Origin of the sequence: Epilithonimonas tenax DSM 16811 (genome assembly GCF_000428485.1) — a bacterium.
GTDB lineage: Bacteria > Bacteroidota > Bacteroidia > Flavobacteriales > Weeksellaceae > Epilithonimonas > Epilithonimonas tenax.
In genome coordinates this window covers 1-15,771 of record NZ_AUAA01000004.1, presented here as the reverse complement: position 1 = coordinate 15,771, position 15,771 = coordinate 1, and the positions used below count along the sequence as shown (strand labels likewise).

At 37.8% G+C, this 15,771-nt stretch carries 10 protein-coding genes and 1 pseudogene; 2 read left to right on the top strand and 9 right to left on the bottom strand.

The annotated features are described in order from the left end of the window. Positions 1 to 75 precede the first annotated feature (75 nt). The 9 genes from rpoC to rplK form a co-directional block, all read right to left on the bottom strand. Positions 76 to 4,341, bottom strand: a complete 4,266-nt coding sequence (gene rpoC, locus F564_RS0102820; protein ID WP_028121274.1) for a DNA-directed RNA polymerase subunit beta' — start codon at positions 4,339 to 4,341, stop codon at positions 76 to 78. A 123-nt stretch (positions 4,342 to 4,464) separates the two neighbouring features. Next, complete coding sequence (gene rpoB / locus F564_RS0102815; protein WP_028121273.1) at positions 4,465 to 8,292, bottom strand: DNA-directed RNA polymerase subunit beta; 3,828 nt, start codon at positions 8,290 to 8,292, stop codon at positions 4,465 to 4,467. A gap of 403 nt (positions 8,293 to 8,695) precedes the next feature. Then, the gene (locus F564_RS0102810; RefSeq protein WP_028121272.1) at positions 8,696 to 9,244 is read right to left on the bottom strand and encodes a hypothetical protein; all 549 of its coding nucleotides are present in this window, start codon (positions 9,242 to 9,244) and stop codon (positions 8,696 to 8,698) included. 81 nt (positions 9,245 to 9,325) lie between these two features. After that, a complete protein-coding gene (locus tag F564_RS20825; RefSeq protein ID WP_154656792.1) occupies positions 9,326 to 11,758 on the bottom strand; it encodes a hypothetical protein in 2,433 nt (810 codons plus the stop codon). 73 nt (positions 11,759 to 11,831) lie between these two features. After that, positions 11,832 to 12,455: a hypothetical protein gene (locus F564_RS0102800; RefSeq protein WP_154656791.1), complete on the bottom strand. Its 624-nt coding sequence runs from the start codon at positions 12,453 to 12,455 to the stop codon at positions 11,832 to 11,834. Positions 12,456 to 12,606: 151 nt separating this feature from the next. After that, on the bottom strand, positions 12,607 to 12,975 hold the full coding sequence (gene rplL, locus F564_RS0102795; protein WP_028121269.1) for a 50S ribosomal protein L7/L12: 369 nt from the start codon (positions 12,973 to 12,975) through the stop codon (positions 12,607 to 12,609). Between the two features lie 48 nt (positions 12,976 to 13,023). Next, positions 13,024 to 13,620: a 50S ribosomal protein L10 gene (gene rplJ, locus F564_RS0102790; RefSeq protein WP_028121268.1), complete on the bottom strand. Its 597-nt coding sequence runs from the start codon at positions 13,618 to 13,620 to the stop codon at positions 13,024 to 13,026. Between the two features lie 17 nt (positions 13,621 to 13,637). After that, positions 13,638 to 14,330, bottom strand: a complete 693-nt coding sequence (gene rplA / locus F564_RS0102785) for a 50S ribosomal protein L1 (protein ID WP_028121267.1) — start codon at positions 14,328 to 14,330, stop codon at positions 13,638 to 13,640. Positions 14,331 to 14,341: 11 nt separating this feature from the next. Further along, positions 14,342 to 14,785, bottom strand: a complete 444-nt coding sequence (gene rplK, locus F564_RS0102780; RefSeq protein ID WP_028121266.1) for a 50S ribosomal protein L11 — start codon at positions 14,783 to 14,785, stop codon at positions 14,342 to 14,344. 225 nt (positions 14,786 to 15,010) lie between these two features. On the opposite strand from rplK, the gene F564_RS18610 reads away from it, so the two are divergent. Further along, positions 15,011 to 15,499 (top strand): hypothetical protein, encoded by a 489-nt coding sequence (locus tag F564_RS18610; protein ID WP_051259544.1) that lies wholly within the window; start codon positions 15,011 to 15,013, stop codon positions 15,497 to 15,499. A 101-nt stretch (positions 15,500 to 15,600) separates the two neighbouring features. Then, positions 15,601 to 15,771, top strand: a pseudogene (locus tag F564_RS21275) (IS982 family transposase); the annotation flags it as partial.

Here is a 15,771-nt window from a genome sequence, read left to right as displayed (position 1 = left end):
ACTAATAGATAATAGAATTGCTGTGTAAAGTACAGTGAAATCTATTATCTATCCGTCTATTATCTAACGTCTTTTTTAATTGATGTCTTCGAATTCTTTTCTGGAACCTACGATGACATTTTGGTAATCTTTAAGACCTGTACCTGCAGGGATTCTGTGTCCTACAATAACATTTTCTTTCAGACCTGTCAAGAAGTCGATCTTACCAGACACTGCTGCTTCGTTTAGAACCTTAGTTGTTTCCTGGAACGATGCTGCAGACATAAATGATTTGGTCTGGAGTGCTGCTCTTGTAATACCTTGCAGTACAGAAGTGGCAGTTGCAGGAAGTGCTTCTCTTACTTCTACCAAAGCCTGATCTTCACGTCTTAGTTTCGAGTTCTCATCTCTAAGTTCTCTGGCTGTGATCATCTGTCCTGGTTTGAATTCTTTAGAATCTCCCGCTTCCATCACTACTTTAAGACCAAATACTCTGTTGTTCTCTTGCAAGAAATCGTATTTGTGTTCCAAAGCACCTTCTAGGAATTGCGTATCTCCGCCATCCACAATCGATACCTTTGTCATCATCTGACGAACAATAATTTCGAAGTGTTTGTCGTCGATTTTTACCCCTTGTAGACGGTAAACTTCTTGAATTTCATTTACCAAGTATTCCTGAACCGCAGTTGGTCCTTTGATTTTCAAGATATCGTCTGGTGTTACAGAACCGTCAGAAAGTGCACCTCCTGCGTACACGAAGTCATTTTCCTGAACCAGGATCTGGTTGGATAATTTAACCAAATATTTCTTGATCTCTCCAGTTTTAGCTTCCACGATAAGTTCACGGTTACCTCTTTTGATTTTACCGTAAGAAACTACACCGTCAATCTCTGTAACAACCGCTGGGTTGGAAGGATTTCTAGCTTCGAATAGCTCGGTAACTCTTGGTAGACCTCCGGTGATATCCCCTGCTTTCGCAGATTTTCTTGGGATCTTGATTAAGACTTTACCAGCCTTGATTTTCTCACCATCGTTTACCATAATGTGGGCTCCAACCGGTAAGTTGTAACCTTTTTGCTCTACACCTTTGGAGTCAATCACTTTCAGGGTAGGAACGGCTTTTTTATTTCTGGACTCGGAGATTACTTTCTCTTCGAAACCTGTTTGCTCATCTATTTCCAATTGGAAAGAAATACCCTGGATGATATCTTCATACTCTACTTTACCAGAGTTCTCTGCAATGATTACCGCATTATACGCATCCCATTTCGCAATAAGATCTCCTTTTTTCACTTTATCACCTGGTTGTACAAACAATTCGGATCCATAAGGAACGTTAGCAATCATAATTGGTGTTCTGGCTTCGTTGTCTGCTACCAAACGGAATTCTGTTGAACGGGAAACAACGATATCTGCTGATTCTCCATTTTCTCCTTCCGATTTAATAGTTCTAACCTCATCCATCTCCACGATACCATCACGTTTTGCAACGATGCTTGGATTCTCAGAAATGTTTGTAGATACACCCCCTTGGTGGAAAGTTCTCAATGTTAACTGAGTTCCCGGCTCACCAATAGACTGTGCAGCGATTACACCAACAGCTTCTCCCATGTGGATGCCTTTACCTGTTGCAAGGTTACGACCGTAACATTTTGCACAGATACCTTTTTTGGCCTCACAAGTTAATGGAGAACGAACTTCAACCGCTTCTATCCCAGCTTGCTCGATCGATTTAGCAACAGCTTCTACGATCAACTCGTCCGCCTCTGCCAAAACTTCATCCGTTTCCGGGTGATAGATATTGTGAAGAGAAACTCTACCAAGAATTCTCTCAGCGATTTTTTCTACGATATCATCGTTTTTCTTAAGTGCAGTGATTTCTGTACCTCTTAGTGTTCCACAGTCTTGTTCTGTAATAATAACATCCTGTGCAACATCTACCAATCTTCTAGTCAGGTAACCAGCATCGGCAGTTTTAAGCGCGGTATCCGCAAGACCTTTACGAGCACCGTGGGTAGAGATAAAGTATTCCAAAATCGACAAACCTTCTTTAAAGTTTGCAAGAATCGGGTTTTCAATAATCTCGGCGCCAACAGAACCCGCTTTTTGTGGTTTTGCCATCAATCCTCTCATCCCTGATAACTGACGGATCTGTTCCTTAGAACCCCTCGCACCAGAATCAAGCATCATATATACGGAGTTGAATCCACCTTGATCCACTTTCATTCTGCTCATAATCATTTCGGTAAGGCTGGCGTTGGTATTAGTCCAAACGTCAATGACCTGATTATAACGCTCCGTATCTGTGATAAGACCCATGTTATAGTTGGCCTTGATCTCATCTACAGTTTCGATAGAAGTAGCGATCATTTTCTTTTTCTCAACCGGGATCACGATATCTCCTAATGAGAATGAAAGTCCACCTTTGAATGCGTTGGCATATCCAAGATCTTTCATATCATCCAGGAACTTCACCGTAGTTGGGAAATCTGTGTCTGCCAATACCTGACCAATAACGTTTCTAAGCGATTTCTTAGTCAATAACTCATCGATGTAACCAGAAGCTTTCGGTACGATTTGGTTGAATAAAATTCTACCAACTGTCGTAGGGAATAACTTCGTCGTGATCACACCATTTTCTTTGATAGGAAGACGACATCTTACTTTTGCATTAAGAGAAACTTGTCCCTCAGCATAAGCGATCTCTACCTCTTCCGGAGAATAGAAAGCAAGACCTTCGCCTTTTACTTTCATATCATCTGTAGAATCCAGTTGTTTGGTCATAAAATACAGACCCAAAACCATATCCTGAGATGGTACCGTAATAGGAGAACCATTGGCAGGGTTAAGGATGTTCTGAGAACCCAACATCAATAATTGTGCTTCCAAAATAGCTTCTGGACCTAGTGGTAAGTGAACCGCCATCTGATCCCCATCAAAATCGGCGTTGAAAGCCGTCGTTACCAATGGGTGTAGTTGGATTGCCTTACCTTCGATCATCTTCGGCTGGAATGCCTGGATCCCCAATCTGTGTAAAGTAGGTGCTCTGTTCAATAGTACAGGGTGACCCTTCATTACACCTTCCAGGATATCATAAACTACAGGCTCTTTTCTGTCGATGATTCTTTTAGCTGATTTTACAGTTTTTACAATTCCTCTCTCGATCAGTTTTCTGATGATGAATGGTTTGTAAAGCTCTGCAGCCATATCTTTCGGGATACCACACTCGTGAAGTTGAAGACTAGGTCCTACAACAATTACCGAACGCGCGGAGTAATCTACCCTTTTCCCAAGTAAGTTTTGACGGAAACGACCTTGCTTCCCTTTCAATGAATCTGAAAGGGATTTCAATGGTCTGTTTGATTCAGATTTTACAGCAGAAGATTTTCTTGTATTATCGAATAGTGAATCTACAGACTCCTGAAGCATACGCTTCTCGTTTCTTAAAATTACTTCTGGAGCTTTGATCTCCAATAATCTCTTCAAACGGTTGTTTCTGATGATTACTCTTCTGTAAAGGTCATTTAAATCTGAAGTTGCGAAACGTCCTCCATCCAACGGAACTAATGGCCTTAATTCTGGTGGTATTACAGGAAGCACACGCATAATCATCCACTCCGGTCTGTTGATCATTCTTGTATTGGCACCTCTAAGGGCTTCTACAACATTTAATCTTTTAAGAGCCTCCGTTCTTCTTTGCTTAGAAGATTCGTTGTGCGCTTTGTGTCTTAGATCGAATGATAAAGAATCAAGGTCGATTCTTCTCAACAGTTCTTCAACCGCTTCTGCTCCCATTTTCGCAAGGAATTTGTTCGGATCAGAATCATCAAGATATTGATTTTCTACAGGAAGAGTCTCCAGAACATCCAGATATTCTTCTTCTGTAAGGAATTCTTTCTCATCAAAGTCAGAACCGTCCGCTTTCTTAGCAATACCTTGCTGGATCACGACATATCTTTCGTAATAGATGATCATATCCAATTTCTTGGAAGGAATACCTAATAAATAACCGATTTTGTTTGGTAAAGAACGGAAATACCAGATGTGCGCTACAGGAACAACCAGACCAATGTGTCCGATTCTTTCTCTACGTACTTTTTTCTCTGTTACTTCTACCCCACATCTATCACAAACGATCCCTTTGTAACGGATACGTTTGTATTTTCCACAAGCACACTCGTAATCCTTTACAGGACCAAAGATCTTCTCGCAGAACAATCCATCTCTTTCCGGCTTGTGTGTACGATAGTTAATCGTTTCTGGTTTTAGAACTTCTCCTCTCGATTCCTGAAGAATGGATTCCGGTGAAGCTAAACCAATAGTGATTTTAGTAAATCTACTTGTTTTATTTTTATTTGACATTTGTTTTATGTATTTGATTAAAAGATTGAAACATTAAATGATTAAAAAATTACTTTTAGAAATCATTTTTTTCAACCATTGGTTAATAATTTAACTTTAAATTTTTTGATAATTTAATTTAAATTACTCTTCCAATCTTACATCAAGTCCAAGACCCTGTAACTCGTGAAGTAATACGTTGAAAGATTCCGGAATACCTGGTTCAGGCATTGCTTCTCCTTTCGCAATAGCTTCGTAAGTTTTTGCTCTACCAATCACGTCATCTGACTTCACAGTCAGGATCTCTCTCAAGATATTGGATGCTCCAAATGCTTCAAGAGCCCAAACCTCCATCTCTCCGAATCTCTGACCTCCAAATTGCGCTTTACCACCTAACGGCTGCTGCGTAATTAATGAGTATGGTCCGATAGAACGTGCGTGCATTTTGTCATCTACCATGTGTCCTAGTTTCAACATATAGATCACACCTACCGTTGCAGGCTGCGTAAATCTCTCTCCGGTTCCACCATCATAAAGATAAGTGCTACCATATTTAGGAACGCCAGCTTGTTCTGTATATTCTGTAATTTGTTCTAGAGTTGCACCATCAAAAATCGGTGTTGCGAATTTAAGTCCTAGTTTGGTACCAGCCCATCCAAGAACAGTTTCGTAGATCTGACCAATGTTCATACGAGAAGGTACTCCAAGTGGATTCAATACGATATCTACTGGTGTTCCGTCTTCTAGGAACGGCATATCCTCTTCACGAACGATTCTTGAAACGATACCTTTGTTACCGTGACGACCAGCCATTTTATCTCCAACATTCAATTTACGTTTCTTAGCGATGTAAACTTTAGCTAGTTTGATAATACCTGCAGGTAGCTCATCTCCGATAGACAATGCAAATTTCTCACGGTTTTTAACACCTGCAAGATCGTTGTATTTGATCTTATAGTTGTGAACCAATTGTTTGATCAATTCATTCTTATCAGAATCAACTGTCCAATCTGCACCACTGATATTGTTATAATCTTCAACATTTTGAAGTAATCTCAATGTGAATTTAGTTCCTTTGCTGATCACTTCTTCTTCCAGGTCATTTTGTACACCTTGAGATGTTTTCCCGGAAACTAATGTATTTAATTTGTCGATCAAAGTATTTCTCAGACCGTCGAACTTAGCTTTGTAAGTATTTTCGATCTCTTCCAATTTGATTTTTTCTTCGCTTCTTTTCTTTTTGTCCTTGATATTTCTTGAGAACAATTTTTTGTTGATTACAACCCCTCTTAGAGAAGAATCTGCTTTCAATGAAGCATCTTTCACGTCACCAGCTTTATCTCCGAAGATTGCTCTAAGAAGTTTTTCTTCCGGTGTTGGATCAGATTCACCTTTTGGTGTGATTTTTCCGATAAGGATATCACCAGGCTTCACTTCAGCACCGATTCTGATCATCCCATTCTCATCAAGATCTTTGGTAGCTTCTTCAGAAACGTTAGGAATATCTGCTGTCAATTCTTCCATACCTAGTTTGGTATCACGAACTTCAAGAGAATATTCATCTACGTGAATGGATGTAAACCAGTCCTCACGAACTACTTTTTCATTGATCACGATCGCATCCTCAAAGTTGTATCCTTTCCAAGGCATGAAGGCTACCACTAGGTTTCTACCTAGTGCTAACTCTCCGTTTTCAGTAGCATAACCGTCGCAAAGCACTTGTCCCTTTTCCACTGTCTGACCTACTCTTACGTTTGGTCTTAGTGTAATAGTTGTACTCTGGTTGGTTTTTCTGAACTTGGTCAGTTTATAAGTTTTAGTCGCAGAATCGAAGTTTACTAAGTCGTCTTCTTCGCTTCTTTCGTACTTAATGATAATTTTCTCAGCATCCACGTATTCTACAATTCCAGTTCCTTCTGCATTGATTAAAATTCTGGAATCTTTTGCTACTTGTTTTTCCAAACCTGTACCTACAACTGGTGCTTGAGGATTCAACAATGGAACGGCCTGACGCATCATATTTGATCCCATCAATGCTCTATTCGCATCATCGTGCTCCAAGAACGGAATCAATGAAGCAGAAATACCAGAGATCTGGTTTGGCGCCACATCGATCAAATCAACTTGTTGAGGTTCAACTACCGGATAATCACCATCCAGACGGGCAATAATCCTGTCTGTCAAGAAAACTCCGTTATCATCCAAGTCAACGTTTGCCTGAGCAATTACTTTGTATTCCTCATCCTCCGCATTAAGATAAGTTGGAGCGGCTTGTAAATCAACTTTACCATCTTCTACCGTTCTATAAGGCGTTTCGATGAAACCTAAAGTATTAATTTTGGCATACATACCCAAAGAAGAAATCAAACCAATGTTTGGTCCCTCAGGAGTTTCGATTGGACAAATTCTTCCATAGTGCGTATGGTGAACGTCACGAACCTCGAAACCTGCTCTTTCTCTTGATAAACCACCAGGTCCTAGGGCAGAAAGTCTACGCTTGTGCGTGATCTCTGATAGAGGATTGGTCTGGTCCATAAACTGAGAAAGCTGGTTGGTACCAAAGAATGAATTTATAACAGACGTCAAAGTCTTAGCATTTACCAAGTCAACCGGTGTAAAGATCTCGTTATCTCTAACGTTCATTCTTTCTTTGATCGTTCTGGCAATTCTAGAAAGACCTACGCCGAATTGTCCAGACAATTGCTCTCCAACAGTCTTGATCCTTCTGTTTGACAAGTGATCGATATCATCTACCTCAGCTTTTGAGTTAACTAGCTCGATCAAGTGTTTTACGATTGAGATAATATCTTCTCTCGTCAATACTTGATTTTCTTGAGAGATATTAAGCCCTAATTTTTTATTAAGTCTGTAACGACCTACTTCACCTAATGAATATCTCTGCTCGGAGAAGAATAATTTTTCGATAATTCCTCTTGCAGTTTCCTCATCCGGTGCATCAGCATTTCTCAACTGACGGTAGATATATTCAACCGCTTCTTTTTCTGAGTTGGTTGGATCTTTTTGTAAAGTATTTTGGATGATAGAGAACTCGCTGCTATTTTCTTTGTGGATTAAAATCGACTTAACACCAGAATCCAAAATAACATCAAGGTGTTCTTTTTCAAGAATCGTTTCTCTATCCAAGATGATCTCGTTTCTTTCGATAGAAACTACCTCACCTGTATCCTCGTCTACGAAATCTTCGAACCAAGTGTTCAAAACTCTCGCAGCCAATGTTCTTCCTTCTACTTTTTTAAGGGCAGCTTTGGAAACTTTCACTTCCTCAGCAAGGTCGAAGATCTGAAGAATCTCTTTATCAGATTCGAAACCGATTGCTCTCAACAATGTAGTTAAAGGTAATTTTTTCTTACGGTCGATATACGCATACATCACGTTATTGATATCCGTAGTAAACTCCATCCAAGATCCTTTGAAAGGGATAATTCTTGAATAATAAAGTTTGGTACCATTTGCGTGGTAAGTCTGTCCGAAGAATACACCCGGAGACCTGTGTAACTGAGTTACGATAACACGTTCTGCACCATTGATGATGAATGAACCAGAAGGTGTCATATAAGGAACCGGACCTAAATATACATCCTGCACAACTGTTTGGAAATCTTCATGTTCCGGGTCGGTACAGTACAATTTCAGACGGGCTTTTAAAGGAACTGAATAGGTCAGTCCTCTTTCCACACACTCGTCGATCGAGTAACGTGGTGAATCAACCAGATAATCTAGAAATTCTAAAACGAAATTGTTTCTAGAATCTGTAATTGGGAAATTTTCTTCAAAGGTTTTGTACAGGGATTCGTTTAATCTCTGCTCCGGAAGGGTATCCAACTGGAAAAAACCTTTGAAAGATTGGATCTGAATGTCCAAAAAGTCAGGCGTTTCAATTTTTCCTTTTGCTACGGAAAAGTTGATTCTTTCGTTTCCCTGAGTTTTAGCGACTGCTTTAGATTTACTCATAAAAATTTTAAAGAATGAGGGTTAAAAAATATTTTGTTTAAAAAATATCAGAAAAAACCTTTTAAGAGTAAGAGAAGCAAGAAGATAGGCGCTAACAAATAGACTTGGCTCTTATCAAAATTGGGCTTATTCTAACTGCAACGCCGGTATATCTTTTCACGGAGTAGTGCAAAATACTTTTTGATCTTTCAACGCTAAACAATAGTGAAATCTGTAAATAGAGAAAAGCTGCTTTCAGAAACTGAAAGAGCTGATTTACAATATTTTAGTGATTTATGTACAATGGTTAGCGCCAAAAGGAGTGCAAATTTAGGTAAATTAATTCGCTTTCACAAGTAAAAAACCATCTCCGAAGAGATGGTCTATTATAAAATTTTGTTAAAATTTATTTAAACTCCGCCGCTTACGGTTTCCAGAAGCTCCATTTGCTTCCGTTAAATACAGCAAGACGTTTATAAAAAGTAGGCGAAACACCTGCCACATAAACCATCATGCCCGGTGAGGGACTTGGAATATTTTGTACATCGGCAACGGTTGGTAAGACCATTGCTTTGGAGTTTGATTCTAAAACCAAAACCCCGTCTGCAGTTGAACTTGTGGCTCCAATAATTGCTTTTGCATTAGTTTCTGTTATTCCTGTTGGTTGCTTTGCCAAAGCTGTAGTTACATCAGCATTTTGACCGCTCAAGTCTACCCAAGCTGTTTCATTATAAAACTTCATTCTTGCGGTCGTTGCAGTGGTAGCGTCTAAGATAATGGCACCACCAACCAACGCATTTCCGGTAGGTAAGGTTCTAACATAAGGAACGATAATGCCCTTGTTTTGGTTTGCCGCAAAATCTAGGAGAACTGAAGTTTTGTTTGTTGCAGTACCTACTGCATCACCTAGGATGACCTGCGCATTTGCGAAAGAAAAACTTGCTATAAATAGGGTGAATATTATTTTTTTCATTTTATTTTAAATTTAAATTATAAAAATCCGGATCGGTTAAGAAAAATATTTTTTGATCAACCGACCGGCTTTTTGTTTCGATTAAGGACAGGTTGGAGTATTGAAACAGCTCCACGCAGCCCCGTCAAATAATTTTAAACATTTTAAATTGGTATCGTAAACCATCATTCCACTTTGACCGGTCAGTGCATTGATCTCTGCGGTAGTCATTCTGGTAATCACAAAGCCTTTCGTATTGGATTCCAAGGCAGTGAAAGCAGATTTTCTCACCATTGGCCAGTTATCAGGTTGAGGAGTTGCACCTGCTCTTTTCAGTAGCGTGATTCCGTGTTTCGTATCTGCACCTACAGTGCCTGTGCTGGGATTGTTGTAGCAAATACAAGCATTTATTGCGGCATTGGTAGATGCACCCACTCCTTGGCCAATGTCTGCTGTAGTAGGTCCCGGTACATCTGTGTTATCTGCAAAACCAGCTAAATTTGAAGGGTTAGTAACAGAATGTAAGTTATTCCCTGCATTATTTACCAATTGTGGAACACCTAATGCTGCTGCTGATTGGCTCACTGTATTTGGTTGTGTATTTGTTGTTAATCCATTATAAATAACTTTTATTCGTCCTCTATTAAGATAGTTGGGATCCGTATTTGGTAAGTTTAAAGGCCACACCTGCTCTATCGAAACATTTTCTGAGCCTTCTACCGCATCTGGGCAACCATCATTATCAGAATCTAAATCTAAAGTATTTAGGATACCATCGCCATCTGTATCGACACATGAGGCAAACTTAAAATTATCCAGAAACATACCCCAAAATGGTAAACCCGTATTAGTACTTACACTTGCAAATCTAATTGTAACTGAATTTCCCGTAGAAATTCCACTATATGTAAAAGTTTGCCAAGATATTTGTAGGGGCTGATTTGAATTTGGTGCTGGACTATTATCTACAAGTGTTGCAACAATATTTCCGCCTACAATTACATTTGCACTTGCTCCGCTGTTCACAGCTCCGTAATCAATTGTAAATGTATAGGGTATGCCTGGTGCACCAACATTAAATACTTGTTGAATTACCCCTGGAGGATTACCTTCACTCGTTTGAAGATCTATACATTGGTTTCCATCAGAAGCATTGTTTGTTCCAACCGTGTGTAAGTCAAAGCTTCCAGAGACTGTTGTCCATCCGTTTACACTTCCTATATTTTCAATATAAGGAGTACCACTTAATGGTATAACAGGAGATTCAAAAGACCCGTTAACTACTGGCCATGCACATTCCACAGTATCCAAAATCCCATCATTGTCATCATCCAAATCACAATCATCAAATACACCATCTCCGTCTGAATCAGTTGTATTTATTAAAACAGTAACCGCATTAGAAACTGGGCTATAACAATTATTTACACTATCATAATAAAAAGCAAAATAAGTCCCTGCTCCTGCCTGTGTTATTTGTGTTCCAGATAAAGCAGTACCTGTGTGGGTATTGTTGTTAAACCAAACTAAAGAAGATCCTGCAGGAATGGTTCCGGTATGTGCGGTATTAAGATCTACATATGTTGCAGGACAGATATTTGTTAAATTTTGTATAGAAGGAGCAGTAGTGCCTGCAGAACAAGAATTAGCAGAACAAATTTCTCCAACTAAAGCATTTAAATCCACTGGCGAAAGAGTAAAATCTGTAGTATAGAAGTATGCTCTTGGCGTAGTTTTGCTACCTTGTGGATCGCTAGGATTAGCATCAATATTTGTTGCATCAGTAAAACTACCTCCTACAGAAGCTATTGCCGCAGCGGCTCTGTTTGCCGTTATAGTATTTATTTCATTTGGACCTCCTTTTAGCACAACAAAATGCGCACCTCTATTGGCTTTGAAATTATTGTAGTTTAGAAAAACATCTCCTGAACTGGGATTTACTAAAGATGAACCTGGGAAATAATTTCTTTCCGCATCAGTAAAGAAGAATACTACCAATCTGTTTCCAGGTGTTCGGGTTAATGTTTTCTGTGTACTTACTATTCCTGTATTGTTTATTCCATCTAGTGCATCGCCAATTAAGCCTAAAGCGCTATGAGCTTCATCATTAAAACCTACCTCATTTGCAGGAGTAGGATTTGCACCCGAACCTCTTCTTTGAAAATTTTTTGCTGTAGCTGCATTATTGGTAAAATCGGACTCAATAAATATTCTTTTGGGTCTTGATCCATTTGAAAGTTGAGCTTGACCATATTCTACTACTGCAACTCTATTTTTAAAAGGATTACAAGTAAGTGTAGCATCGATAATATTTCTAGTAGTAGTTGCCATTGCTTCATACTCTGTAGCATTTACAGAACCACTATTATCCATCCATACAATAACATCTACGCCTTGCGCTTGAAAAGTTGTGGAAAAACACATCAGAAAAAGTAAAGACATACATATAATCTTTACGTTTTTAGTGATGTAATTAATTTTTTGTTTTAATTTAATCATTTGTTTTAATTTAATCATTTGTTTTAATTTAATCATTTTTTTTTTTTATTTTTCATCGGTTATCTATCTTACATATGAAAAAAGAATTTCCATAAATATTTCTCACAAATTAAACTTGAACCGGCGGTGGCCTTACAGAAAATTGCTCAGAAAAATTGAGCTTAGAAAGCTGATGTTTATAGAAATAGTTTTTTCGGATATACAATACGTCCAATTTTTTGCGGAGTGATTGGTAAACGTAAATAGCAGGTGAAAAATTCTGTGATAAGCTAAAAACTGTACCGACTGCATTCGCATTGAGATTGCCTCGATTTGCCATACCTGAACTCGAAAAAGGATTAGTATATTCTATCTTTTGAAGATTTTTTTTAATTTTTTCCTCAATATTTTTATATTTCTTGGCATTATCTTTTTTAGTTTGTGCCAAGGAATTCTTTAAAGGTTTTTCCTTGACGAAAACTTTAGCCTTATCCTTTAAAGAGGTTTGATTGCTTACTTCCTTAGAAATATTTTCTGTGTAGGATTCTTTTAAAGAGGTATTTTCACGAGTGATGATTTTCGCATCACCCATAATGATAATTCCACTACCTTCATTTTGCTGAGCATCAAAATCTTGAGAATAAGTACTTATTGGGAACAATAAAAACAACAATGCTCCCCCAAGTAATTTAAGGAGCAATACAGAAACAGAATCTTCCCTTTTAAGGAAGCTATAAAGTATTTTTTTTATCAATTTGTGTGTTTTGAACAAATAAATTTGCATTCAAATATTCTGCTTGCAAATATACAGTAAAAAAAAATAATATACGTTTGTTAGTTAAAGAATTCATAAAAAAAAGCTGCCTCATTACTGAGACAGCCCTATCAATTTTATGAATTAAAAATTATTTTAATTCTACTTCAGCACCAGCTTCTTCTAATTGTTTTTTCAAAGCTTCAGCTTCGTCTTTAGAGATACCTTCTTTAATAGCAGTTGGAGCACCATCTACCATATCTTTAGCTTCTTTAAGACCAGCACCAGTTAAATCTTTTACCAATTTAACAACAGCTAATTTAGAAGCACCAGCTGATTTAAGAATTACGTCGAATTCTGTTTTTTCTTCAGCAGCTTCACCTGCACCACCTCCAGATACTACTACAGCAGCAGCAGCTGGCTCAATTCCGTACTCATCCTTAAGGATAGTAGCTAATTCGTTTACGTCTTTTACTGTTAAGTTTACTAGCGTTTCAGCTAAATTTTTTAAATCTGACATTGTTGTAATGTTTTTTGTTGATTATTGATTGATTTTTTTGAGTTCTAATTATTCAGCAGCTGGAGTTTCCTCAGTGCTTTCTGCAGTTGGAGCTTCCGGAGCTGCCTCAGCAGGAGTTTCTTCTACAGCAGGAGCAGCAACTTCTTCAGCGCTAGCTTCTACAGTTTCAGATTTGTTTTGAAGAGCAGAAACAACTCTTTGGATTGGAGACTGAAGCAATCCGATGATTTCACCGATCATTTCTTCTCTAGACTTGATGCTTACTAATGCGTCTAGATTCTCATCACCAACATAGAAAGTTTCTTGAACGAAAGCAGATTTAAGAGCTGGTTTCTCTTCTTTCTTTCTGAAATCTTTGATCAATTTTGCTGGAGCGTTAGCCGTTTCAGCAATCATCAATGCAGAGTTTCCTTTGAAAGTTTCGAACATCTCAGCGTAATCTACACCTTCGATTTGTTCCATTGCTTTTTGAAGCAATGTGTTCTTCACAACTTTAATTTTGATATTTTGTTTGAAAGCTTGTCTTCTGAAGTCAGAAGATTTTGCAGCGTTCAAACCTTGTAGATCTGCTACATAAACTACTTTTGCATCCTGAAGCAAGTCTTTGATCTCTTGTATTGCTACAACTTTTTGGTCTTTTGTCATTGTCTTAAGGATTATAATTAGTTAACAGATTTAGTATCAATTGCAATTCCAGGACTCATTGTAGAAGACAAATAGATGCTTTTTACATAAGTTCCTTTTGCAGCAGTTGGTTTCAACTTAATTAATGTCGAGATTAATTCCTGAGCATTTTCTTTAAGTTTAGCAGCATCGAAAGATACTTTACCAATACCTGCGTGGATAATACCATATTTATCTACTTTGAAATCGATTTTACCAGCTTTCACCTCAGCTACAGCTTTTCCGATTTCCATAGTTACAGTACCAGATTTTGGGTTTGGCATAAGACCTCTTGGTCCTAAGATTCTACCCAATGGTCCTAATTTACCCATAACTGCCGGCATAGTAACGATAACGTCAACATCTGTCCAACCGTTTTTGATTTGAGCCAAATAGTCATCAAGACCAACATAGTCTGCACCAGCTTCTTTAGCTTCTGCTTCTTTGTCAGGAGTTACCAAAGCCAAAACTTTGATATCTTTACCAGTACCGTGAGGAAGAGATACAACACCTCTTACCATTTGGTTTGCTTTTCTTGGATCTACACCCAATCTAACAGCGATATCTACAGATGCGTCAAATTTTGCAAAATTTACTTCTTTTACCAAAGCAGAAGCTTCGTCAAGATTGTAAATTTTGTTTTTTTCTACTTTACTTAAAGCTTCTTTTTGCTTTTTTGTCAATTTTGCCATTTCTTTAAGTTTTAAGCGTTAGTTGGTTTAGTTCCTGTTACTCTCAATCCCATAGATCTAGCAGTACCAGCTACCATAGAAAGTGCAGGTTCAACAGTGAAACAGTTTAAGTCTCCCATTTTGTCCTCAGCAATTTTCTGAACTTGAGCCCAAGATACAGCACCTACTTTGTTTCTGTTAGGTTCTCCAGAACCACTTTTCAACTTTGCAGCTTCCAATAATTGGATTGCAACTGGAGGTGTTTTGATGATGAATTCGAAAGATTTATCTTCGAAAACCGTGATAACTACCGGAAGAACTTGACCAGGTTTATCCTGAGTTCTACCGTTGAATTGTTTACAAAACTCCATGATGTTCACACCTGCAGAACCCAATGCTGGACCTACTGGTGGAGAAGGGTTGGCAGCGCCACCTTTCACCTGAAGTTTTACCATTTTAAAGACTTTTTTAGCCATTTTAATGTTTTGATTTGATTAATAAATAATTGAATGTGGAAGCATTAATTATTCAACATAAGTCACTTCGCATAAAAGAAGACCTATATTTCGGATTGCAAAAGTATAAAATATTTTTCAAGTAGCAAACACTTAAGTACTTAAATTTCAGAAAATAAATAAAATTTAATATCATACTACATTAGTAATAAATAGATTACTTTTAAATTTAAAAATAATACCAACATGAAACTTACAAAATCCGCCCTGATCCTATTTCCGTGCCTGCTCCTTAATTCCTGTTGGCACACAAATGAGCCGGAAGAAATCGAGACGCGTTATATTCCAATAACTGTAACCAGAGCAGAACTCAGCAAAATCACTCTTCACGATCCAAAATCAACGATTAAAAATGAGAAGATCTATCTCAAAGATCAATACATTTTTGTGAATGACAGACGAGATGGTTTTCACATCATCAACAATTCTGACCCTGCCAATCCAAAGAAACTAAAGTATTTAAAAGCTTTGGGCTCAACTGATGTTGCCATTAGAAATAACATTTTATACATCAATCAAGCTAGAGACCTTGTGGCTTTGAAGATAAACACTTCTACAAACAGCGTCCAATTGCTGAAGAGAATTGAAAATGTTTTTCCTCCCTTACGATCTCCTGATGGCTTCGAAGGTCCTGCTGACAACGATAAAATAGTCATTGACTGGAAAGAAAAATAACAGCTATGAAAAAATATTTTACTACCCGTAGTGCATTATAAAAAAGGTTACTCATAATACGAAAATTTCGTATATTGTATTGACTATCAATCTAATACGTTATGAATAACCTAGATGCAATTTACGATTTTATTTTAAAGGAATTAAGAAAATTAACCATCAAAGAAAATTTTTATTTCAAACCAATTAAACCAAAATTATCTGATTTAGAGCTCATTGCAATAAATATTTCTGCGGAATATTTATCGATAGATTCAGAATATCAGTTGTTT

Excerpts from the sequence above, each read along its gene's own strand:
- rpoC (WP_028121274.1), bottom strand. The coding sequence starts at position 4,341 with ATGTCAAATAAAAATAAAACAAGTAGATTTACTAAAATCACTATTGGT.
- rpoB (WP_028121273.1), bottom strand. The coding sequence starts at position 8,292 with ATGAGTAAATCTAAAGCAGTCGCTAAAACTCAGGGAAACGAAAGAATC.
- F564_RS0102810 (WP_028121272.1), bottom strand. The coding sequence starts at position 9,244 with ATGAAAAAAATAATATTCACCCTATTTATAGCAAGTTTTTCTTTCGCA.
- F564_RS20825 (WP_154656792.1), bottom strand. The coding sequence starts at position 11,758 with ATGATTAAATTAAAACAAATGATTAAATTAAAACAAATGATTAAATTA.
- rplL (WP_028121269.1), bottom strand. The coding sequence starts at position 12,975 with ATGTCAGATTTAAAAAATTTAGCTGAAACGCTAGTAAACTTAACAGTA.
- rplJ (WP_028121268.1), bottom strand. The coding sequence starts at position 13,620 with ATGACAAAAGACCAAAAAGTTGTAGCAATACAAGAGATCAAAGACTTG.
- rplA (WP_028121267.1), bottom strand. The coding sequence starts at position 14,330 with ATGGCAAAATTGACAAAAAAGCAAAAAGAAGCTTTAAGTAAAGTAGAA.
- rplK (WP_028121266.1), bottom strand. The coding sequence starts at position 14,785 with ATGGCTAAAAAAGTCTTTAAAATGGTAAAACTTCAGGTGAAAGGTGGC.
- F564_RS18610 (WP_051259544.1), top strand. The coding sequence starts at position 15,011 with ATGAAACTTACAAAATCCGCCCTGATCCTATTTCCGTGCCTGCTCCTT.